The sequence below is a fragment of the Sphingomonas sp. genome, from assembly GCF_031372575.1.
GTDB lineage: Bacteria > Pseudomonadota > Alphaproteobacteria > Sphingomonadales > Sphingomonadaceae > Sphingomicrobium.
The window spans coordinates 87,777-109,608 of sequence record NZ_JANMLM010000081.1 but is presented as its reverse complement, the minus strand read 5'-3'; the positions used below and the strand labels follow the sequence as shown (position 1 = coordinate 109,608).

General features: G+C 63.6%; 23 protein-coding genes. 10 read left to right on the top strand and 13 right to left on the bottom strand.

The genetic code is table 11. The features are described 5' to 3' along the window. Positions 1-20: 20 nt before the first annotated feature. Positions 21-1,145, top strand: coding sequence for a membrane dipeptidase (locus RMN73_RS08425; RefSeq protein ID WP_309602874.1), 1,125 nt, complete (start codon positions 21-23; stop codon positions 1,143-1,145). 4 nt (positions 1,146-1,149) lie between these two features. On the opposite strand, the gene RMN73_RS08420 is transcribed toward RMN73_RS08425, so the two are convergent. The 7 genes from RMN73_RS08420 to RMN73_RS08390 are packed head-to-tail and all read right to left on the bottom strand — an operon-like array spanning position 1,150 to position 4,673. Then, positions 1,150-1,812, bottom strand: coding sequence for an MIP/aquaporin family protein (locus RMN73_RS08420; RefSeq protein WP_309602873.1), 663 nt, complete (start codon positions 1,810-1,812; stop codon positions 1,150-1,152). After that, a complete protein-coding gene (gene ruvA / locus RMN73_RS08415; protein WP_309602872.1) occupies positions 1,809-2,405 on the bottom strand; it encodes a Holliday junction branch migration protein RuvA in 597 nt (198 codons plus the stop codon). Before ruvA ends, RMN73_RS08420 begins: the two co-directional genes overlap by 4 nt. Continuing rightward, entirely contained in the window at positions 2,402-2,809 is a 408-nt protein-coding gene (locus RMN73_RS08410) for a hypothetical protein (protein WP_309602871.1), read from the bottom strand. Before RMN73_RS08410 ends, ruvA begins: the two co-directional genes overlap by 4 nt. Positions 2,810-2,830: 21 nt before the next feature. Further along, complete coding sequence (gene ruvC / locus RMN73_RS08405; RefSeq protein WP_309602870.1) at positions 2,831-3,328, bottom strand: crossover junction endodeoxyribonuclease RuvC; 498 nt, start codon at positions 3,326-3,328, stop codon at positions 2,831-2,833. Next, on the bottom strand, positions 3,325-3,678 hold the full coding sequence (locus tag RMN73_RS08400) for a DUF3147 family protein (protein ID WP_309602869.1): 354 nt from the start codon (positions 3,676-3,678) through the stop codon (positions 3,325-3,327). The genes ruvC and RMN73_RS08400 overlap by 4 nt, the downstream gene beginning before the upstream one ends. Continuing rightward, a complete protein-coding gene (locus RMN73_RS08395; RefSeq protein ID WP_309602868.1) occupies positions 3,678-4,421 on the bottom strand; it encodes a YebC/PmpR family DNA-binding transcriptional regulator in 744 nt (247 codons plus the stop codon). Before RMN73_RS08395 ends, RMN73_RS08400 begins: the two co-directional genes overlap by 1 nt. 9 nt (positions 4,422-4,430) lie before the next feature. Continuing rightward, entirely contained in the window at positions 4,431-4,673 is a 243-nt protein-coding gene (locus tag RMN73_RS08390; RefSeq protein ID WP_309602867.1) for a DUF2312 domain-containing protein, read from the bottom strand. A gap of 104 nt (positions 4,674-4,777) precedes the next feature. Here RMN73_RS08390 and pyk point away from each other — a divergent pair, with 104 nt between their 5' ends. Further along, on the top strand, positions 4,778-6,229 hold the full coding sequence (pyk, locus tag RMN73_RS08385; RefSeq protein ID WP_309602866.1) for a pyruvate kinase: 1,452 nt from the start codon (positions 4,778-4,780) through the stop codon (positions 6,227-6,229). 8 nt (positions 6,230-6,237) lie between these two features. On the opposite strand, the gene RMN73_RS08380 is transcribed toward pyk, so the two are convergent. Beyond that, the gene (locus RMN73_RS08380) at positions 6,238-7,008 is read right to left on the bottom strand and encodes a histidine phosphatase family protein (RefSeq protein ID WP_309602865.1); all 771 of its coding nucleotides are present in this window, start codon (positions 7,006-7,008) and stop codon (positions 6,238-6,240) included. A gap of 96 nt (positions 7,009-7,104) precedes the next feature. Here RMN73_RS08380 and RMN73_RS08375 point away from each other — a divergent pair, with 96 nt between their 5' ends. The 6 genes from RMN73_RS08375 to RMN73_RS08350 all read left to right on the top strand — a co-directional run bounded on the left by RMN73_RS08375 (position 7,105) and on the right by RMN73_RS08350 (position 14,853). Continuing rightward, on the top strand, positions 7,105-8,631 hold the full coding sequence (locus RMN73_RS08375) for an acyl-CoA carboxylase subunit beta (protein ID WP_309602864.1): 1,527 nt from the start codon (positions 7,105-7,107) through the stop codon (positions 8,629-8,631). Positions 8,632-8,641: 10 nt separating this feature from the next. After that, the gene (locus tag RMN73_RS08370) at positions 8,642-9,535 is read left to right on the top strand and encodes a hypothetical protein (RefSeq protein ID WP_309602863.1); all 894 of its coding nucleotides are present in this window, start codon (positions 8,642-8,644) and stop codon (positions 9,533-9,535) included. Beyond that, positions 9,532-9,990 carry an OsmC family protein gene (locus RMN73_RS08365; RefSeq protein WP_309602862.1) on the top strand — a complete coding sequence of 153 codons (459 nt, stop codon included), beginning with the start codon at positions 9,532-9,534 and terminating at the stop codon, positions 9,988-9,990. The genes RMN73_RS08370 and RMN73_RS08365 overlap by 4 nt, the downstream gene beginning before the upstream one ends. Then, on the top strand, positions 9,987-10,406 hold the full coding sequence (gene mce, locus RMN73_RS08360) for a methylmalonyl-CoA epimerase (RefSeq protein WP_309602861.1): 420 nt from the start codon (positions 9,987-9,989) through the stop codon (positions 10,404-10,406). The genes RMN73_RS08365 and mce overlap by 4 nt, the downstream gene beginning before the upstream one ends. A 36-nt stretch (positions 10,407-10,442) precedes the next feature. After that, positions 10,443-12,710: a methylmalonyl-CoA mutase gene (gene scpA / locus RMN73_RS08355; protein ID WP_309602860.1), complete on the top strand. Its 2,268-nt coding sequence runs from the start codon at positions 10,443-10,445 to the stop codon at positions 12,708-12,710. Positions 12,711-12,855: 145 nt separating this feature from the next. Beyond that, on the top strand, positions 12,856-14,853 hold the full coding sequence (locus RMN73_RS08350; RefSeq protein WP_309602859.1) for an acetyl/propionyl/methylcrotonyl-CoA carboxylase subunit alpha: 1,998 nt from the start codon (positions 12,856-12,858) through the stop codon (positions 14,851-14,853). 1 nt (position 14,854) lies between these two features. On the opposite strand, the gene RMN73_RS08345 is transcribed toward RMN73_RS08350, so the two are convergent. Genes RMN73_RS08345 through RMN73_RS08325 form a run of 5 tightly spaced genes read right to left on the bottom strand, consistent with a single transcriptional unit; the run spans position 14,855 to position 19,520 of the window. Next, positions 14,855-16,414, bottom strand: a complete 1,560-nt coding sequence (locus RMN73_RS08345; protein WP_309602858.1) for an AMP-binding protein — start codon at positions 16,412-16,414, stop codon at positions 14,855-14,857. Beyond that, complete coding sequence (locus tag RMN73_RS08340) at positions 16,411-16,803, bottom strand: RidA family protein (protein WP_309602857.1); 393 nt, start codon at positions 16,801-16,803, stop codon at positions 16,411-16,413. The genes RMN73_RS08345 and RMN73_RS08340 overlap by 4 nt, the downstream gene beginning before the upstream one ends. Then, positions 16,800-17,960, bottom strand: coding sequence for an acyl-CoA dehydrogenase family protein (locus tag RMN73_RS08335; protein ID WP_309602856.1), 1,161 nt, complete (start codon positions 17,958-17,960; stop codon positions 16,800-16,802). Before RMN73_RS08335 ends, RMN73_RS08340 begins: the two co-directional genes overlap by 4 nt. After that, on the bottom strand, positions 17,953-18,762 hold the full coding sequence (locus RMN73_RS08330) for an enoyl-CoA hydratase family protein (RefSeq protein WP_309602855.1): 810 nt from the start codon (positions 18,760-18,762) through the stop codon (positions 17,953-17,955). Before RMN73_RS08330 ends, RMN73_RS08335 begins: the two co-directional genes overlap by 8 nt. Next, the gene (locus RMN73_RS08325) at positions 18,759-19,520 is read right to left on the bottom strand and encodes an SDR family oxidoreductase (protein WP_309602854.1); all 762 of its coding nucleotides are present in this window, start codon (positions 19,518-19,520) and stop codon (positions 18,759-18,761) included. Before RMN73_RS08325 ends, RMN73_RS08330 begins: the two co-directional genes overlap by 4 nt. Positions 19,521-19,633: 113 nt before the next feature. On the opposite strand from RMN73_RS08325, the gene RMN73_RS08320 reads away from it, so the two are divergent. Then, a complete protein-coding gene (locus tag RMN73_RS08320) occupies positions 19,634-20,452 on the top strand; it encodes a class I SAM-dependent methyltransferase (RefSeq protein ID WP_309602853.1) in 819 nt (272 codons plus the stop codon). A 133-nt stretch (positions 20,453-20,585) separates the two neighbouring features. Beyond that, positions 20,586-21,824 (top strand): hypothetical protein, encoded by a 1,239-nt coding sequence (locus tag RMN73_RS08315; protein WP_309602852.1) that lies wholly within the window; start codon positions 20,586-20,588, stop codon positions 21,822-21,824. Positions 21,825-21,832: the final 8 nt, after the last annotated feature.

Genomic DNA, 21,832 nt, shown 5'->3' with positions numbered 1-21,832 from the left:
GGCCGAAAGGGGAGACGATAATGGAGATTTCACGACGGGCGATGCTGGGCGGGGTGGCCGCGCTGGCGGCGACGGGGCCAGCAATGGGGCAACGCCGGGGGGCTGCACCGGGCTGGTTTGACCGCGCCATCGTCATCGACGGGCTGGGCGGGGTGGCCGATCCCTATGGCGGCGAGGGCATTACCCGAATGAGCGACCGCGCCTTTGCCGAGACGATGGCGACCGGCGTGACCATGCTACGCGACACGGTTTTTCCGGTCGGCAATGTCGCCGACCCGTGGGGCGATTATCAAAAAGCGCGGGACGAAAATGCATCCTATCTTGGTGCCAACCCCGACCGATTGCTGCTGGTGCGGAGCGCGGCGGATATTCTGAAAGCCAAGCGCGAGAAGAAATTCGCGGTGATGGTCGGCACCCAGGACAGCTGCATGATCGGCGGCGAACTGGATCGCGTGGCGCAGCTCAAGAAGGACGGCGTGATGTCGGTCCAGCTGACGTACAATAATCGCAATCTGTGTGGTGACGGGGCGCTCGAGCCGGCCAATGCCGGTCTGTCCAAGCTGGGCCGGGCGACGATCGAGCGGGTCGAGGCGGAGAAATTATTGCTCGACCTGAGCCATGGCGGGGCGCGGACGATGGCGGAAGGCGCAGCGCAGGCGAAGCGACCGTTGGTCATCAGCCATACCGGCGCGCGGGCAGTGACCGACCATCCCCGCAATACCGCCGATTCGACGATCAAGGCCGTGGCCGACAAGGGCGGGGTGGTCGGGGTCTATTTCATGCCGTTCCTGCGCATCGGCAGCCCGGCGCGACTGGAAGATGTGGTCGCGCATGTCGAGCATGTTGCACGGGTCGCGGGCGAGGATCATGTCGGGATCGGCACCGACAATGGCGTGCTTCCGCAGGGCACGACGCCAGAGGCGCGCAAACGGAACGACGATTATACCGCCCAAAGGATCAAGCTGGGGATCGCCTCGCCCGGCGAAGGGGTCGGCATTTATCCGTGGATCGACGACCTCAACACTATCGACCGCTATCGGCGGTTCGCCGGCGTGTTGGCAGCGCGCGGGTGGAGTGTCGGGCGGCTGGAGAAATTATTCGGCGGCAATTTCCTGCGAGTCTATCGCGAGGCGTGGGGCGGGTAGGCGCTTAGTCGGGTGATTTGGCAAACAGCAGGCCGCCGAGCCACGCGCCGAGGCCCGCGCCGATCAGTTGGGCGACGATGAAGGCCGGGACGTCGACGGGTGCAATGCCCGAAAAGCTGTCCGACAGGCTGCGGGCGATGGTGATCGCGGGGTTGGCGAAGCTGGTCGAGGCGGTGAACCAGTAAGCCGCGACGATATAAAGAGCGACTGCAGCTGCGGCCTCGGCGGGCTTGCGACCGGCGACGCCCATTACGGTGAAGAGCAGGCCGAAGGTAGCGATCCCCTCCGCGAGCCACTGTCCAGGGCCGGTGCGGGCGTGGGCCGAGGTTTGGAACAATGGCAAATCGAACATCGCATGGACCGCTAGGACCGCGAGCAGGCCGCCGGTTAGCTGGGCGAGGATGTAGGCGAGGGCTGTGCCCGGCGTGATTTGGCGGCGGAAGGCGAGGGCGAGCGTCACCGCCGGATTGAAATGCGCGCCCGAGATGGGACCGAGCAGCGCGATCATCACGAACAGGATTGCCCCAGTGGCGATGGTGTTGGCGAGCAAGGCGACGCCGTCATTTCCGTTGGAAAGCGCGGCGGCCATGATGCCCGAGCCGATCACCCCGGCGAAGAGGAAGAACGAGCCGACGGCTTCGGCGGCGAGGGGGCGGGGGAGAGTCACTTCGCCGCCTTGCGCAACGCCCGCCTGACGAGGGCGTCGAGCGTTGCTGCGTCGCCGAGGTCCGCAAGCGCGGCGGCGACGGCGGCGCTGGCATCGGCGGGTTTGAAGCCGAGGTTGGCGAGCGCGCTAAGCGCATCCTGGGCGGCACCGCCTTTGGCGAGTGGGGTTCCGGCGGTGGCGGCGAGCGCGGGGTTGCCGAGTTTTCCGGCGAGCTCGTTGACGATCCGCATCGCGAGCTTGGGGCCGACGCCATTGGCGCGCGCGACCATGGCCTTGTCGCCGCGCGATACGGCAGCGGCGAGCTCGGCCGGGTCGAGTACCGACAGGATCGCGAGCGCGACTCGGCCGCCGACGCCTTGCACGCTGGTGAGGTGGCGGAAGCTCTCGCGCTCGCCGGCGGTGCCGAATGCGAACAAAGTCATGCTATCCTCGCGCACCTGCATTTCGGTGAGCAGCATCACCGTGCCGCCGATCGGGCCGAGCGCGTCGAGCGTGCGGGCGGAGGCGAGCACCTGATAGCCGACCCCCGCGACATCGAGCACCGCGCTGTCGGCGGTGGTTTCGGCGAGCGTTCCGGTGAGGCGGGCAATCATCCGGTGATGAGCGTCGGCGAGTTGATATTATAGCCAATCATCTTTGGCTTTGGTTTGCCCATATCGAACGTGAAGGTTTCAACGGCATCACCCTTGGTGAAGTGACTCTTATATTGGACAACGACGTTGTTGCCCGAGGTGTTGTAATTCACCCGCCAACCCTCGTTCTTCCCATGTTCGTAAGCGCCGAGCTTGGTGTGGACCGCCGTCATGAACTTGGTGAAGTCAGGCCCGGTGGCAACTGCGCGGAATTTCGGTGATGCAGTGGCATAAATCGTGTCGAAGGCTCCCTGATTGAGCTGCTGGTGGAAGACGTCGATCGCATTTTCGGATTGCTCAATCGATTCGCTGCCGCTGCAGGCGGCAAGCGCGAGCATCGTACTGGCCAGAAAAGGAAATCGCATTGCCATCAAACTCCAAAACAATCAGCGAGGAGTAAGGCCGCTTTGCGCACTCGCCAAGTGGTGGGCGTGGGTGATCGCAACCGCGAGGGCATCGGCGGCGTCGGGGCCGGCGATTGCGACTCCGGGGAGCAGGCGCTGGACCATCGCGTGAACCTGCACTTTTTCGGCCGAGCCAACACCGACGACGGCCTTCTTGACCAGCCGCGCGGCATATTCGCCGACGGTCATGCCCGAGCGTGCGGCGATCATCAGCAAGGCGCCGCGCGCCTGGGCGAGCTTGAGCGTGGTCTGGGGGTTCTTGTTGACGAATATTTCTTCCGCGGCGGCGGTGTCGGGCGAATGATCGGCAATCAATGCTTCGAGCATCGTCGCGAGATGGGCGAGACGCGCCGGGAGCGGCTCCTTCGGGTTGGTCTTGAGCTGGCCATTGGCGAGGTGGCTGAGGCGATTGCCCTCGGCGCGGATCAGGCCCCAGCCGGTGGTACCAAGCCCCGGATCAAGCCCGAGGATGATCGTCAAAGCTTGACGCCGAAGCGTGGGGCGAGGGCGATCATGGCGAGGTAGAGCAGGATGGTGAGGAGGCAGCCGAGTAACAGTGACAAGTGGAAGTTGAGGCCGGCGCGGAGCAAGGCGGGGATGACGAGGAACATTGGCAGGCTGGGGAGCACATACCAGAAGGTCGCGGCGCTATGGACCGCCATGTTGGCGCGGTCGGGCTGGTCGTTCCACAGCCACAGCATGCCGAGCACGGATACGAGCGGCAGCGAGGCAATCAGTGCGCCGGTGGTCGGATAACGGCGGGCGATTTCGGACACGGCGGCAATGATCAGGCCGGACACGAGCGCCTTGATCGCCAGCCAGCCCCACATCAACCGAGCTTTTCGAGGATGTCGTCGGCGATGTCGTAATTGCCCCATACGGTCTGGACGTCGTCGTCATCGTCGAGCGCGTCGACCAGCTTGAACAAGGTCCCGGCATCGCCTTCGCCGACGTCGATCATGACTTGCGGCCGCCACGCGAGCTTGGCACCTTCGGCCTCGCCGAGGACGGCTTCGAGCGCCTTGGCGACTTCGTGCAGGCTGCCGATCTCGGTCCAGATTTCGTGGCCGTCGTCGGACGAACTGACGTCCTCCGCGCCGGCATCCAATGCGGCTTCGAACACTTTCTCGGCGTCGCCGACGGTGGCGGGGTAGTTGATCAGGCCGACGCGGTCGAAGGCGTGGCTGACACTGCCCGAGGCGCCCAGATTGCCGCCGTTCTTGGCGAAAGCGGTGCGGACGTTGGTCGCGGTGCGGTTGCGATTGTCGGTCAACGCCTCGACGATCAACGACACGCCGCCGGGGCCGAACCCCTCGTAGCGGATTTCCTCATAGGTTTCGGCGTCGCTGGCCGAGGCCTTGTCGATCGAGCGCTGGATATTGTCCTTGGGCACCGACTGCGCCCTGGCGGCGATGACGGCAGCGCGCAGGCGCGCGTTCATGTCCGGATCGGGCAGCCCGGTCTTGGCCGCGACGGTGATTTCGCGGCATAGTTTCGAAAACAAGGTCGAGCGCTTTTTATCCTGCGCGCCCTTGCGGTACATGATGTTCTTATATTTGGAATGACCTGCCATGGTGTGACCTTATGCCAGACCCAAGGCATTGCGATAGGTGTCGAGCAATGCGTCCGCTTCCTGGCGGACATGGGCTTCCATGCGGCGCAGCGCGACAATCTTGCGCATCGTCTTGGTGTCATAGCCGTTCGACTTGGCCTCGGCGTAAACATCGCGGACATCGTCGGCCATGCTCTTTTTCTCTTCTTCGAGACGTTCAATCCGTTCGATGAACAGCCGCAGCTGGTCCGCCGCGACATTGCCTTCGGCCATAGATATTGCTCCGATTCCTGAGTTGGTTTGGCGGTGCCTTAGGCGAGGCGGCAGGCGGCCTCAAGCCGGTTGAATGAAGCCCGCGAACCTTTATGGCTGCGCTGGTGACGACCACCATTCATCCGCGCGCACGCAAGGTGCGCATCCTCGCCACGCTTGGTCCCGCAAGCAGCACACCAAAGATGATTCGCGGGCTGTTCGACTGCGGCGCCGACGCGTTCCGGATCAACATGAGCCACGGCACGCAGGCCGACAAAGCCAAGTTGATCGCCACCATCCGCGCGATGGAGGCCGAGACCAAGCGGCCGACGACGATCCTGGTCGATCTTCAGGGACCAAAGCTGCGCGTCGGCAAATTTGCCGGCGGCGAGGCGATGATCGGCAATGGCCAGATGTTCGTGATGGACCGCGACAAGAAGCCGGGCGACGAGAACCGGGTCGAATTGCCGCATCCCGAACTGTTCGCCGCAGTCAGCAAGGGCGATCGCCTGTTGATCGACGACGGCAAGGTGCGGCTGCGGGTGGTCGCGGTCGAGGCCGACAAGATCGCCTGCGTGGTCGAGGTTGGCGGCCGGGTGTCGGACAATAAGGGGGTCAATGTCCCCGACGTGCTGGTGCCGATCCCGGCGCTGACCAAGAAGGATCGCGGTGATTTGGCGTTCGCGCTGGAGCAGGGTGTCGACTGGATCGCGCTGAGCTTCGTTCAGCGGCCCGAGGATGTGGCCGAAGCGCGTGCATTGATCGGCGACAAAGCGGCGTTGCTGGCCAAGATCGAGAAGCCCGCCGCAATCACCCAATTGGACGCGATCATCGATTTGGCCGACGCGGTGATGGTCGCGCGCGGCGACCTGGGTGTCGAACTCCCGCCCGAGGACGTGCCGCCGATGCAGAACCGGATCGTCGCCGCCGCCCGCCAGCGCGGCAAGCCGGTGGTGGTCGCGACGCAGATGCTTGAATCGATGATCATCTCGCCGACCCCGACCCGCGCTGAAGTGAGCGACGTCGCGACTGCAATCTATGACGGTGCGGATGCGATCATGCTATCGGCCGAATCGGCAGCGGGGCAATATCCGCTGGAAGCGGTGGCGATGATGGACCGCATCGGGCGCAGCGCGGAAAGCGACCCGGTCTATCCGGCGCGGATCCATTTCACCGAGACCCCGGCCGAGGCGACGACCGCCGATGCCTTGTCCGAAAGTGCGGCGCAGATCGCGCGGCTGATCGATGCCAAGGCGATGGTCTGTTATACGTCGTCGGGATCGACCGCGCGGCGCATCGCGCGCGAGCGGCCGCCGGTGCCGATCATGGTGATGACTGCGTCACTGAAGGTCGCGCGGCGATTGGGGTTGCAGTGGGGGGTGCATGCGATCCACACCAAGGACGTCAATAATTTCGAGGAAATGGTCGGCAAGGCCAAGCGCATGGCCTTGCGCCACAACGTCGTCGGCGCGGGCGAGCGGATGGTGATCATGGCCGGGGTGCCATTCGCCAAGAGCGGATCGACCAACGTGATCCATGTGGTCAAACTGGAAGGCGACGAGCTCGACGACCACTAGGTCGAGGCTTAGCGCGAGCCGGTCATCGCATCGGGGGCGGAGGTCTTGGTCGCGCCGGCCTGTTCCATCGGCGCCGCGAGGTTCCAGATGGCGAGCCTGGGGCGGCCGAAGCGCGGGTCGCTGGTATCGAAATCGAACGCCGAAATGCCGCAATTCAATAATTCGCCCTGTTTGTTGAGCGCCATCAATTGCTCCTCGGTCAATTCCTCGAGAATGTAGCGCAGGCACATCACCACCACCTGATGACCGACGACCAGCACACGCTTGCCGGCATATTGCAGATTGATGGTGTTGAGCACCGACCTCAGGCGCAGGATGACGTCGGCCCAGCTCTCGCCGCCGGGCGCGCGATGGTAAAACTTGCCGAGCTTGGCGCGGTGCGCGGCTTCCTCGGGATATTTGTCGGCGATGCCGAGCGGGGTCAGCCCGTCGAAGATACCGAACTCGCGTTCGCGCAATCGCTCGTCGAGCAGAGTCGGGCGCGCACCGCCGCCAAGACCGCCAGCGGCGCAGATTGCCTCGGCGGTCTGGCGCGCGCGGAGGTACGGCGAGCTGAGCAGGACTTCGGGGCGCTGGTCGTCGGGCAAAGCGGCGAACCATGCGCCGGCCGCCTTGGCCTGGATATGACCGAGCGCGGAGAGCGGCACGTCGACGTCGCGAATGTCGAGATTGATGATCTTGGCATCGCTCGCCTCGGCCGCGACGCGCGCGAGGTTGCCTTGGCTTTCGCCATGCCGGACGATCCACAATCGCTCGGGCCAATGTTCGACGGACGGCATTCGTATGCTCCTTCGGCGAACAGATTGCCGCGTTGCCGCCATCCTCGCAATGACGAATGATTTGACGGGTGAAGCCGAGCGCCCGAAAGAGCGAGCATGGCAACGACGATCGACGAATTGGAAGCACGGCGCGCGGCGGCGCGGATGGGCGGGGGGCAGAAGCGGATCGATGCGCAGCACGCCAAGGGGCGGCTGACCGCACGCGAGCGATTGAGCATATTGCTCGACGTCGAATCGTTCGAGGAAGTCGACATGTATGTCGAGCATAATTGCGTCGACTTCGGGATGGAGGAGCAGAAGTTTCCGGGCGACGGGGTGGTCACCGGCAGCGGCACGATCAACGGGCGGCTGGTGTATGTGTTCGCGCAGGATTTCACCGTGTTCGGCGGATCCTTGTCCGAGCGGCATGCGCAGAAAATCTGCAAGGTGATGGACGCGGCGATGAAGGTCGGCGCGCCGGTGATCGGCTTGAACGACAGCGGCGGGGCGCGGATCCAGGAGGGGGTGGCGAGCCTTGGCGGCTATGCCGAAGTGTTCCAGCGCAATGTGCTGGCGAGCGGCGTAATCCCGCAACTGTCGCTGATCATGGGGCCATGCGCGGGGGGTGCGGTTTACTCCCCCGCGATGACCGACTTCATCTTCATGGTGAAGGATTCAAGCTACATGTTCGTCACCGGACCCGAGGTGGTCAAGACGGTGACCAACGAGGTAGTGACGCAGGAAGAATTGGGCGGGGCGGTGACTCATACCACCAAGTCGGGCGTGGCCGATGTGGCGTTCGAGAATGATGTCGATGCGTTGCTCGCGACGCGCGATTTCTTCGACTTTTTGCCGTCGTCGAACCGTCACGACGTGCCCGAACGGCCGACCGACGATGCGTGGGACCGGATCGAGGAAAGCCTGGATACGCTCGTGCCACCGTCTGCGGCGACGCCGTATGACATGCACGAATTGATCCGCAAGCTGGCCGACGAGGGCGACTTTTTCGAGCTGCAGCCGAACCATGCGGGCAACATCATTGTCGGTTTCTGCCGGATCGAGGGGCGCAGCGTTGGGGTGGTGGCGAACCAGCCGATGGTGCTTGCGGGGTGCCTCGACATCAATTCGTCGAAGAAGGCGGCGCGGTTCGTGCGCTTCTGCGATGCGTTCGACATTCCGATCGTGACATTGGTCGACGTGCCGGGGTTTTTGCCCGGTGTGGGGCAGGAGCATAACGGGATCATCAAGCATGGCGCTAAACTGCTGTTCGCTTATGCCGAGGCGACGGTGCCCAAGATCACGGTGATCACGCGCAAGGCCTATGGCGGGGCGTATGACGTGATGGCGAGCAAGCATTTGCGCGGCGATTTGAACTATGCCTGGCCGACTGCGGAGATTGCGGTGATGGGGGCCAAGGGCGCGGTCGAAATCATCTTCCGCGGCAAGACGGCCAAGGAAATTGCCGAGCACACCCGCGAATATGAGGAGCGCTTCGCCAACCCGTTCGTGGCGGCGAGCAAGGGCTTCATCGACGAAGTGATCATGCCGCATTCGACAAGGCGGCGGGTGGCGTTGGGGCTGCGGAAACTGCGCGACAAGCAGCTGGAAAATCCGTTTAAGAAGCACGACAACATTCCGCTTTGAGGTCGCAATTATGAAGTTTGACGTACTCAACCTTGTGATTACCTCGGTTGTCTCGTTGGTATTGGGTATTTTGATATCCCGGCACTTTGCGTCGCGGCGTAAAATTGCCTGGACCTTACGTCGTCGTAAGGTTTTAGATCCAGTGGGCGGTAAGTTTCCCACCAATGTCAAAATGTTTTTCGACAATCATGAAGTGCTAGGTCTTAGCGAATGGAAATTTGGCCTGTGGAACAGCGGAAACAGAGCAATAACCAAGGAAGAAATAACCACCGCAGGTAAATTAACTGTAAATTTTAAAAACGATAATTTACTGAAAACCACAGAGCCATCTCAGTCTAGGGAAGGCATGATTACTTCAATAGACATTGTATCACAAAGCGTTATAGAAATCATCCCTGAATTATTAGACGTCGGCGATGCGATCGCATTCACCATTTATACTACACATGACAATGCAATATCGACGAAAATTCGAGATGAGGTTAGTGTAGAAGGGCATGTATTGAACATGCCCCGCGGGTTACGTTTCGTTGGATATTCAAGGTTTGACCGCACAAATAGTGTTATATTGTTGCTGGGATTAGTGTTCTACGGTGTTTCTGGGGCTTTTCTCCTTGGAGGTGGTTTGAGAGGTTGGGGCAATCCGACTGGCGATGATGCGTATCGGTACTTGGTAACGATCTTTTTAAGCGATATCGCCTGGCTACTCACTATGGCCTTGGCGGCGGCTTTGATCGTGTTAGGCGCTTTGATGATCTTTGGCGGGCTGGCGCTTGTGGTTGTTTTTATCACGGATTGGTTCAACCAACCGCCGAAGTTCATACAGCGCAACCTTTCGCCAACCGACGACGTGAAGGGCCTGAGGACTTCGATCAGAAACTTTTTCCGATTCACGTACGGATGAGCACTTACACCGCCACGATCCGCTGGGCACGCGCCACTTCCGACGACTTCGCCAAAGGCCGCTATTCGCGCGCCCACAGCTGGTCGTTCGACGGCGGGGCGGTGGTGCCCGCCTCCTCATCACCGCATGTCGTGCCGCTGCCGTTTTCCGATCCTGCCGGGGTTGATCCGGAGGAGGCGTTTGTGGCGTCGCTGTCGTCTTGCCACATGCTGTTCTTCCTCGATTTCGCGCGGCGGGCAGGGCTGGTGGTGGAGGGATATGAGGATGTTGCCGAGGGGGTGATGGCCAAACGCGAAGACGGGCGGATGGCGATGACTCTGATAACGTTGCGGCCCAAGGTGAAGTGGGGCGGGGAGGCGCCGGATGCGGAGGCGCTCGCGGTCCTGCACCACAAGGCGCATGAGGCGTGCTTCATTGCCAATAGCGTGACGTGTGAAGTGAGGATCGAACAATGAAACTGGGGCGTTTGAACCATGTCGGGGTCGCGACGCCGTCGATCGAGGCGTCGGTGGCGCATTATCGCGACGTGATGGGGGCCGAGGTGGTGCGGGAGGCGCTCAATCTCCCCGCGCAGGGGGTGCGGGTGTGTTTTGTCGATACGCCTAATTCGCAGATCGAATTGATCGAGCCGCTTGGGGACGCCTCGCCTATAGCGGCGTTCCTGGCGAAGAACCCGCTCGGCGGGCAGCACCATGTTTGTTTCGAGGTGCCTGATATCAACGCGGCCAAGGCGTGGTTCGAGGCCAAGGGCGCGCGGGTGCTTGGCGAGCCGCGGATCGGTGCGCACGGGACGATGATCTTCTTTCTCCACCCCAAGGACATGGGCGGCGTGCTGACCGAGATCATGGAATCGCCGAAGCAGGCGCATTGATTGGCAAGGCGGCGGGGCCGCGCTAGGGCCGTTGCCATGAATGACGTCGATAAGAAAACCGCCTGGAAAGCCCTTGCCGACAAGGAATCGAAGGGCCGCGACCTGAGCCGCGAAACGCTTGAGGGGATCACGCTCAAGACGGTCTACGGGCCGGAAGATGTTGCGGGGATCGACAGCGGCTACCCCGGCGTCGCGCCCTACACGCGGGGGCCCTATGCGACGATGTTTGCGGGGCGGCCGTGGACCATTCGCCAATATGCGGGCTTCTCGACCGCCGAGGAATCGAACGCTTTTTACCGGCGCAACCTGGCGGCGGGGCAAAAGGGGCTCTCCGTCGCGTTCGATCTGGCGACGCACCGGGGATACGACTCGGACCACCCCCGCGTCACCGGCGATGTCGGCAAGGCCGGGGTAGCGATCAACAGCGTCGAGGACATGAAATTGCTGTTCGACGGAATCCCGCTCGGCGAGATGTCGGTCAGCATGACGATGAACGGCGCGGTGCTGCCGATCCTGGCGTTCTACATTGTCGCGGGGGAGGAGCAGGGGGTGTCGCGCGCCGACCTGACGGGGACGATCCAGAACGATATCCTCAAGGAGTTTGCGGTCCGCAACACCTATATTTACCCGCCCGAACCGTCGATGCGGATCGTGTCCGACATTATCGCTTTCACATCGCGCGAAATGCCCAAGTTCAACTCGATTTCGATCTCGGGCTATCACATGCACGAGGCCGGGGCGACCGCGGTGCAGGAGCTGGCGTACACGCTGGCCGACGGCATGGCGTACGTCCGCGCGGCGAAGGAAGCGGGGCTCGATGTCGATGCGTTCGCGCCGCGCCTGAGCTTCTTCTTCGGGATCGGGATGAACCTGTTCATGGAGGTCGCCAAGCTGCGCGCGGCGCGGACGTTGTGGGCGCGGATCATGACCGGGTTGGGCGCGAAGTCGGAGAAATCGAAGCTGCTGCGGACGCACTGCCAGACCAGCGGCGTGAGCCTCACCGAGCAGGACCCGTATAACAATATCGTCCGCACGACGGTCGAGGCGCTGGCGGCGGTGCTTGGCGGGACGCAGTCGCTGCACACCAACAGCTTCGACGAAGCGATGGCGCTGCCGACCGATTTCTCGGCGCGGATCGCGCGCAATACGCAGCTGATCCTGGCGGAGGAAAGCGGGGTGACCGCGGTCGCCGATCCGTTGGGCGGAAGTTATTATGTCGAGGCGCTGACCCGCGAACTGGAGGACAAGGCGCAGGCGCTGATCGACGAGGTCGAAGCGCATGGCGGGATGGTCAAAGCGGTCGCCGACGGCCTGCCCAAGACGCGGATCGAGGAAGCCGCAGCGGCACGCGCGGCCAAGGTCGATGTCGGCGAGACAGTGATCGTCGGGGTCAACAAGTATCGGCTGGAGCAAGAGGCCGAGATGGATATCCTCGAGGTCGATAATGCAAAGGTGCGCGCGGGACAGATTGCGCGGCTGGGGACGATGCGTAGCGCGCGGGACGAGGGGGCGGTGAAGGCTGCGCTGGATGCGTTGGAGGAAGCAGCACGAAACCCCCAACCCGAGCATCCCGAGCCCATCGACTTCGCTCAGGATAAACTACGACGAGGGACTAGTTCGAGCGAAGCCGAGAACCAACGAGCACAAGAGCCTCGGCTGCGCTCGGCAGAGTCCCTCGTCTTCGCTCGGGAAAGCGGAAATCTCCTCGCCCTCGCCGTCGACGCCGCCCGCGCCCGCGCGTCACTCGGCGAAATATCCGACGCGCTGGAGCGCGTGTTCGGGCGTTATTCGACCCACCCCGAGCCGGTCAGCGGAATCTATGGCCAGCGCGATGACCAGCGCTGGCGCGAGGCGGTGGCGGGGACGCTGGCGGTGGCCGAGCGGATGGGACGCAGGCCACGCATGCTGGTCGCCAAGATGGGGCAGGACGGGCATGATCGCGGCGCCAATCTGGTGAGCAGCGCGTTCGGCGATCTGGGGTTCGAGATCATCCCCGGCCCCCTGTTCCAGACCCCGCGCGAGGCGGCCGAACTGGCGGTGGCTAAGGAGGTCGACGTGGTTGGCGCATCGTCCCTGGCGGCGGGGCACAAGACGCTCATTCCCGAACTGATCGGCGCGCTGAAGGATCTCGGCGCGGCGGACATCAAGGTGGTCGCGGGCGGGGTCATCCCGGCGCAGGATTACGCGATGCTCCGCGCCGCCGGTGTGCAGGCGATCTTCGGGCCGGGCACCAACCTTGCCGACGCGGCGGACGAGGTGCTGCGGCTGCTCGGGCACAACAAGCCGCCGGTTGGGGGCGAATGAGTCGTCGTACGATCTTGATAGTTTCAGTTGGCACGATGCTTGTGGTCGCGCTTATGGTTTACAATGGCTGGCTCATGAAGGGGGATCGTGACGTAGAATGCCTCTCCTATGCTGACTGCTCCGCTGCGAAAGAAGAGGCTCAATAGTGTTCTCCAAAATCCTGATCGCCAATCGGGGCGAAATTGCTTGTCGGGTGATCCGCACGGCGCGGAGCATGGGTATCAAAACCGTTGCGGTTTATTCGGATGCCGATGCTCGCGCGCCGCATGTGCGGATGGCTGACGAGAGCGTTCGCCTCGGCCCCGCGCCGGCGGCGGAGAGCTATCTCAAGGCCGAGCTGATCATCGATGCGTGCAAGGCGACGGGGGCGGAGGCGGTGCATCCGGGTTATGGGTTCCTATCCGAGCGGGCGAGCTTCGTCGAGGCGCTGACCGGCGCGGGGATCGCGTTCATCGGGCCGCCCGCCAGCGCGATCGCGGCGATGGGGGACAAGATCGAGTCCAAGAAACTGGCCAAGGCGGCGGGCGTGTCGGTTGTTCCGGGCTATCTCGGCGAGATTGCCGACACCGATGAGGCGGTCAGGATCGCAAGCGAGATCGGCTATCCGGTGATGATGAAGGCCTCGGCCGGCGGCGGCGGCAAGGGGATGCGGCTGGCGTACTCCGAGAAGGATGTCCGCGAAGGGTTTGAGGCGACCAAGCGCGAGGGGCTCAGTAGCTTCGGCGACGACCGCGTGTTCATCGAGAAATTCATCGAGGATCCGCGCCATATCGAGATCCAGGTGCTCGGCGACAGCCACGGCACGGTGCTCTATTTGAACGAGCGCGAATGCTCGATCCAGCGGCGGCACCAGAAGGTGATCGAGGAAGCGCCGTCGCCATTCGTCACGCCCGAAATGCGGCGCGCAATGGGCGAGCAGGCGGTCGCGCTGGCGGCGGCGGTTGGCTACACCAGCGCGGGGACGGTCGAGCTGATCGTCGGCGCGGATCGCAGCTTCTACTTTCTCGAGATGAACACAAGGCTGCAGGTCGAGCATCCGGTGACCGAGGAGATTACCGGGCTCGATCTGGTCGAACAGATGATCCGCGTCGCGGCGGGGGAGAAGCTGAGCTTCGGTCAGGCGGATGTGAAAATCGACGGTTGGGCAATCGAGAGCCGGGTTTATGCCGAGGATCCGTATCGCGGGTTTTTGCCGAGTACCGGGCGGTTGAGTGTGTATCGGCCGCCTGCTGTCGATGCTGAAGGCGAGGTTCGAACCCGCGTTGATGACGGCGTGGTCGAGGGCGGCGAGGTCAGCATGTTCTACGACCCGATGATCGCCAAACTGGTGACCTGGGCACCAACCCGCGAAGGGGCGATTGCGGCGCAGGTCGAGGCTTTGGACTCGTTCCAGATCGACGGGGTCAGCGACAATATCGACTTCCTCTCGGCGCTGATGCAGCACCCGCGGTTCGCCGCCGGGACGCTGACGACGGGGTTCATTGCCGAGGAATATCCCGACGGTTTCCACGGCGCGCCGGCGGACGAGGAATTGCTCGGCGACCTGGCGGCGATTGCGGCAATTGTCGAGCTGACGGTGGATACCCGCGCGGCGCTGATCGACGGGCAATTGGGCGAGCCGCAATTCCCGGAAGCGACGCAAATCGTTCGGCTGGCGGGGCGCGATTACGAAGCGACCGTGACGCCGCATGAAGATGGCAATCTGGTCAGCATCGACGATGGCGAGGAAATGGCGGTGGTCGGCGACTGGGCGCCGGGCGAGCGGTTGCTGACGGCGGAAATCGACGGACGGGGGCGCGTGGTGCAGGTGGCGCGCAAGGGTCGCGGCTGGGTGCTGACGACGCGCGGGGCGGCGCATCAGGTGACGGTGATGGCGCCGCACATTGCAGCGCTGACCCGGCACATGATCGCCAAGGTCGCGCCCGACCTGTCGCGCTTCCTGCTCGCGCCGATGCCGGGGCTGCTGACACGGCTCGAGGTGAAGGCCGGCGACACGGTCGAGCTCGGCCAGCCGGTCGCGGTGGTCGAAGCAATGAAGATGGAGAATATCCTGCGCGCCGAGAAAGGCGCGACGGTCAAGGCGGTGGCGGCGGGGGTCGGGGACAGCCTGGCAGTTGATCAGGTGATTGTGGAGTTCGAGTGATCTAGCGGTTGCGCAATTCCACGCGGCGGAGTTTGCCCGTCGCGGTCTTGGGGAGTTCGTCGATGAACTCGATCTCGCGGGGATATTTGTAGGGTGCGATCTGGTCTTTGACGAAGGCTTTCAATTTGTCGGCCAGTTCGTCGCTGGCCTCCGCGAAATCGGCGAGCACGACGAACGCTTTGACCTTCTGCCCGCGCTCGGGGCAGGGCACGCCGATGACGGCGCATTCGGCGACGGCGGGGTGGGCCAGGAGGGCGGATTCCACTTCGGGCGCGCCGATGTTGTAGCCCGAGCTGACGATCATGTCGTCGGAGCGCGCGATATACCAAAAATAGCCATCGGCATCGCGGCGGAAGGTGTCGCCGGTGATGTTCCAGCCGTCCGCTACATAATCGGCCTGGCGCGGATCGTTGAGATAGCGGCAGCCGGTTGGTCCCTTAACCGCGAGGCGGCCTTCGCCTTCTGCATCGGGATCGAGAATCGTTGCCTCATAGCCGGGAACCACACGGCCGGTTGAACCGGGGCGGATCGCGGGGCCGTTTTCGGAAATGAAGATGTGCATCATCTCGGTCGCGCCAATGCCGTCGACGATAGCGATGCCAGTGCGGTCCTGCCATTGCTGCCACACCGATTGCGGAAGATGTTCGCCGGCCGAGACGCAGGCCTTGAGCGTCAACAAAGCAGAATCAAGTTCCGCCTTATAAGGGAGCATTGCCTTATAAGCCGTGGGAGCGGTGGCGAGATGAGTCACTTTAAAGCGGGCAATCGCGTCGAGCATTTTGTCGGGGCTGGCTTGTTCGAGCGTTGCGGTGGCGGCACCGAAACGCAGCGGGAACAAAAGGGTCGCGCCGAGTCCGAAGGTAAACGCGATCGGGGCCGAGGTGAGGATGATGTCGCCGGGCTTCATCGGCAAATGCGTTTTGGCAAAGGTGTCGCACGGGCTGAGGATATCGCGGTGGAAATGGACGCAGCCCTTGGGCGTGCCGGTGGTGCCGCTGGTAAAGGCGATGATCGCGGGATCGTCGGCGGCGGTGTCGACCGGGCCCGAAGGCTCAAGATCGGCGATGCGGCTCTCGATCGCGCCGTGACCATAGTCGCCGTCATATTTCAGCACCGTCTTGACTAAGCGGGTCTGGTCGATCGCGTCGCGCAGGTCGCCGATGAAGCGGCTGTCGCAAATCGCGTGGGAGATTTGCGCCGCGTCAATGATCGCAGCGAGCTCGCCGGGGCGGAGCAATGGCATGGTGGTGACCGCGACTCCGCCGGCTTTGAGGACGCCCAACCACGCTGCGAGCATCATATGGCTGTTGGGACCGCGGAGCAGGATGCGGGTGCCGGGAATGACCCCCTCCTCGACCAACAGGCGGGCTATTTTCCCTGATGTTTGAGATAGTTGTGCGTAGGTCCAGCGGCCATGGTCGTTGACGATGGCGAGATCGTCGGGCTTGCCGCCGTTGAGCAATTCGGCCGCGGCATTGAGGCGCGCCGGATAGTCGAGCAGCAGGAAATCGGGGAGCTGGTCCGCGCCCGGCAGGTGCTCCTCGACAAAGCGGTCCCTCATTCCGGGACGACCGCCGTTGCCTCGATTTCGACCAATGCCGAACTTTCGACCAAGGCCTTGACCTCGACCAGCGCCATCGCCGGGAAATGCGCCCCCATGATACTTTTCCAGATCGGGGCCAGCTCGTCGCGGAGTTTGAGATATTGGGGGCGGTCGGTGATGTAGATCGTCAGGCGGACGATATGCTCGGGCCTAGCGCCGCCCTCGGCGAGCACCGCGACAACGTTGCGCAGCGCTTGGCCGAATTGCAGGTCAAGCCGGTGCGAGACGATCATCTCCTTCTCGTCCCAGCCGATCATCCCGGCGGTGTAGATCGTCCGCCCGGTGGCGCTGATGCCGTTGGAATAGCCCTTGGGTCGCGGCCAGCCGGGGGGTTGGAGGATATTCATCGGCAATGCTCCTTCAACAAATCGCGGGCGATGATCACGCGCTGGACCTCGGACGCGCCTTCGTAAATGCGCAGCGCGCGAATCTCGCGATAGAGGCTTTCGACGATCGCGCCTTTGGTCACGCCCATGCCGCCGTGAAGCTGGACCGCCATGTCGATCACCTTCTGCGCGGATTCGGTGGCATGGAGCTTGGCCATTGCAGCGGCGCGGCGATTGTCGTCGCCGGCAATTTCGGGCTTGTCCTGCGCCCAGGCGGCGCGCGCGATGAGCAACGCCGAGGCGTCGATCGCGAGTGCCATTTCGGCGAGATTGGCCTGAGTCACGGCATTGTCGGCGAGCGTGCCATGGCCGAGCTTCCGGCCGGTCGAGAAGGCGATCGCCTCGTCAAGAGCGCGGCGGGCAAAGCCGAGTGCGGCGGCACCGACGGTGACGCGGAACAGGGTCAGGGTCTGCATCGCCACCTTGAAGCCTTCGCCGGGGTGCCCAAGCATCGCCGATGCGGGAAGGCGGACGTCGGTCAGGGTCAGGCGCGCGAGCGGGTGCGGGGCGATCGCCTCGATCCGTTCGGCGACCTTAAGGCCAGCGGTGCCACCGGGCAGGATGAAGGCCGAGATTCCGCGCGCGCCTTCGGCTTCGCCAGTGCGGGCGAAGAGGGTGATGACGTCGGCGATCTGGCCGTTGGAGATATAGGTTTTCTCGCCATTGATGACGTAATCGTCACCGTCACGAGTGGCTGTGGTGGAAATGTTGGCGGCGTCCGATCCGGTGGCGGGCTCGGTCATGGCGAAGGCGGCGATCGACTGGCCGCTGGCGACTTGCGACAGATATTGGGCGCGCTGGCGGGCGGTGCCGAACAGGCTGATCGCGCCCGATCCAAGACCCTGCATGGCGAAAGCGAAATCGGCGAGGCCCGAATGATAGGCAAGGGTGGCGCGGGCGATGGCAAGGCTGCGCACGTCCAATGCGCCGTCGGCGATGGTCAGGCCGAGGAACCCCGCCGCGCCGAGCTTGGCGACGAGGGCGCGGACTTCGGCTTCGACGTCGTCGGTGTGGGCCGGGGTGAGGTTGGCGGCGGACCAGTCTTCCAGGTCACGGGCGAGCTGGCGATGGCGGGTGTCGAAGAAGGGCCAGTCGAGATCGAGACCCGATTTAGTCACCCTTGAATTCCGGGCGGCGCTTGTTGGCGAAGGCGTCGTAGGCGCGGCGGAAGTCGTTGGTTTTCATCAGCTCGGCCTGGACCTCGGCCTCCATGTCGAGCGCAGTTTCGATCGATTCGTGCCACTCGGCATCGAGCTGCTGCTTGGTCACGGCGTGCGCCAGCGACGGGCCGCTGGCGATTTCGCGCGCGAGGACCAAAGCATCGGCCAGCGGATCGTTGGCAAGGCGGTTCCAGAAGCCCCAGCGTTCGCCCTCAATCGCGGTCATCGACCGGCCGGTGAACAGCAATTCGGCGGCGCGGCCGTGGCCGATGATCCGCGGCAGGATCGCGCAGGCGCCCATGTCCGCGCCGGACAGGCCGACACGACTGAACAGGAAAGCGGTGTTGGCCGAGGGCGAGGCCAGGCGAATATCGCTGGCCATGGCGAGGATCGCGCCCGCGCCGGCGCACACGCCATCGACCGCGGCGATCACCGGCTGCGGGCAGGCGCGGATCGCGCGGACGAGATCGCCGGTCATGCGGGTGAACTGGATCAGCCCGCTATCGTCCATCTTGGTCAGCGGTCCGATGATCTCATGAACATCGCCGCCCGAACAGAAATTGCCGCCAGCGCCGGTCAGCACGATACATTTGACCGACGGTGTCTGGCCAAGCTCGAAAAACAGGTCGCGAAGCTCGGCATAAGAGTGAAACGTCAGCGGATTCTTGCGTTCGGGCCGGTTGAGCGTGATGGTGCCGACGCCATCCTCGAAATCCCACAGGAAGTGCGATGGGGTGAGCGAATAAGGATCAATGCTCATGCGCTGGTTCCTCCATCGATGGCGACGCTCGCGCCGTTAATCGAGCCGCTCAGGGGATGGCACAGGTTGAGGATCGAAGCAGCGACTTCCTCGGCCGTGATCAGCCGGCCGTGGGCGTTCAAGGCGGCCAGTGCAGCGCGCGATTCGTCATCGCTGCGCTTGGTCACGCGGCTGATCCGCGTCGCGCTGTCGTCGACCATCGGGGTGGCGACGAACGACGGGCAGATGGCGTTGACCGTCATCCCGGTCTTGGCGAATTCGAGCGCCAGGCTTTTGACCAGGCCGATCACGCCATGCTTCGACGCCACATAAGGCGCGGCGTAGGCGCCGCCCTGAAGTCCGGCGACCGAGGCGATGACGATCAGTCGTTTGTCCTGCCCGTCGAGCAGGTCGGGACTGGCGAGCTGGGCGCCGTCGAACACGGCGGTGAGGTTGGTGGCGATGATTGCATCGAAGGTGGCGCGCGGGGTGCGGAGGAAGGGCGCGCTGTCGCCGATCCCGGCGTTGAGGATGACATAATCGAACGGGCCATTGGCGGCGCGGGCGGCGGCGAAGGCAGCTTCCATCGCGGCGCGGTCTGTGAGGTCGCAGGGGATTGCGGTGCCGCGGGTTTCGGCTGCGATGGCGTCGAGTGGCTCGCGGCGGCGGCCGAGCAGGCTGAGCCTGGCGCCCTCGGCGGCCAGCATCCGCGCTGCCGCCGCGCCGATGCCGGTGCCGCCGCCCGTGATCAGTGCATGTTTTCCCGACGCAAAACCCATACAATATCCCCTTTACGCCGCAGCTTGGCGGAGCGCGCTGGCCGAGGCAACCGCCAAGACGGCGCATTCAGTTTATGCTAGGTAATGATCGAAGCGAAGAGGCGCACATCGACATGAACGCGAACAAGCAATTGTGGGAAAAGGGCGACTTCACCAAGCTGGCCGATTGCATGCGCCAGAGCGGCGACGAACTGGTCGAGCGGATCGGGGTCGCGGCGGGCGAGCAGGTTCTTGACCTGGGCTGCGGCGATGGAACCACGGCGCTTCCCGCCGCGACCCGCGGGGCCGATGTCACCGGGGTCGATATCGCTGCCAATCTGGTGGCTGCGGGACAGGGCCGGGCGCAAGCGGCGGGCCTTAACAATATCACGTTCGAGGAAGGCGATGCGAGCGACCTGGCGGGGATCGCCGATGACCGCTTCGACCGGGTGGTGAGCGTCTTCGGCGCAATGTTCGCGCCGCGCCCCGACGATGTGGCGCGCGAGATGGTGCGGGTGACGAAGCCGGGGGGCACCATCGTGATGGGCAACTGGATCCCCGGCGACCCGACGTTGGTCGCGCAGATTCTCAAGACCAGCGCGGCTTATACGCCGCCGCCGCCCGAGGGATTTGTAAGCCCGATGCTGTGGGGCAATGAAGATAAAGTCCGCGAGCGCTTCGCCGCTGCTGGCATCCCCGATGACCATGTTGCCTGCGAGCGGGACATCTTCACCTTTCGACGCGATTGCCCGCCGGGAGACTTCCTCGACCTGTTCCTCAACTTCTACGGCCTGACGATGAATGCGGTCGAAGCCGCCGACCGGGAGGGCAAAGGCGAAGCGTTGCGCGCGGAGCTAAGCTTTTTGTTCGACAGTCAGAACGTCAGCAGCGATCCGAGCACGACTGAGATCCCGGCAGCATTCCTGCGGGTGACGGTGAAAAAGCCGGGGTGAGCGCTATCTCGTAAATGCGAATTGTGTGACGCAATCCATTTGCCTCATTTGGGCTGGATTGCCGCGAGCGATGTAAGGATGCTCGCCTCGCCGGATTGCGCTATGGCCGCAACTGGAAACGGGGGAAGATGCGATGCTTCGAATCGTATTGACGACGATCATGGCAATGGGCTTGGCGACGGCGTCGGTCGGCGCGGAGGCCAAAGCTGGGCAATATCTGTATGTCTTTGCAGGCGACCAGGCGGGCAAGGCAAACGACTTCCTGGCGGTGATCGATGCCGATCCGGCTTCGCCCGGCTATGGCAAATTACGCGCCAGCGTAGCGACGGACCAAGTCAGCATCCGGCCGCATCATACCGAATATGAAATGCCCGCCAGCGGGGTGCTGTTCGCCAACGATCATAATGCCAATCGAAGCTTCATTTTCGACTTGCGCGATCCGCTCCACCCCAAGGTAGCGACGAAGTTTGGCGACATGGGCGGATTTGCCATGCCGCACAGTTTCCTGCGGCTCCCCAACGGCAACGTGCTGGCGAGCTTCCAGCAGCGGCGCGGGATGGAGCATGACATGACCGCTGCGCACGACATGGGCGGGATGAACGGCAAGTTGCTGACCGGCGGGCTGGTCGAAATCGACGATGCGGGCAAGGTGATCCGCGCGGTCAGCAATGCCGATCCGGCGCACCCCGACTGGCCTTTGCTGCCTTACTCGCTGATGCCGCTGCCGAAGATCGACCGGGTGCTGGTGACCAACTCGCCGATGCAGGAAGAGCATCTGCTGCAGAGCGTGACCTATCAATTGTTCCGACTGTCGGACCTCAAGTTGCTGGGCACTTACCAGTTCGACCCCGGCCCGTCGCTGAGCGGGCACATCGATCCCGAAGAGGTTCGTATCGGCCCCGACGGCGCGGCCTACGTCCAGACGCTGAGCTGCGGCTTACAGCGGGTGACGGGCATGGATAGCGCCGCGCCAAAGGCGGTAATGGTCCATCAGTTTCCCGGGACATTCTGCGGCGTGCCGACCATTGCCGGCCATTATCTGATCCAGGCTGTCGAAAGCATCGGCGGTTACGTGGTACTCGACATCGCCGACGGAGCGAAACCGGTCGAAGTGTCGCGGCTGACCATCGCGCCGGACTATGCGTCGCACTGGACGGCGTGGGACCCGTCGAGCGGGCGGTTGGTGGTGACGTCGGGCAAGGCGGGCGACCGGCTATATGTGCTCAAGCTCGACATGAAGGACGGGAAGCTGACCATCGACGCGGGGTTCCGCGATGCGGACGGCAGGCCCGGCTTCAGCATGGCGGGCAAGACTTGGCCGCACGGGTGGACCGGTGACGGCAAGCCGCACGGCGCGGTGTTTTCGCGCTAATCGACTTG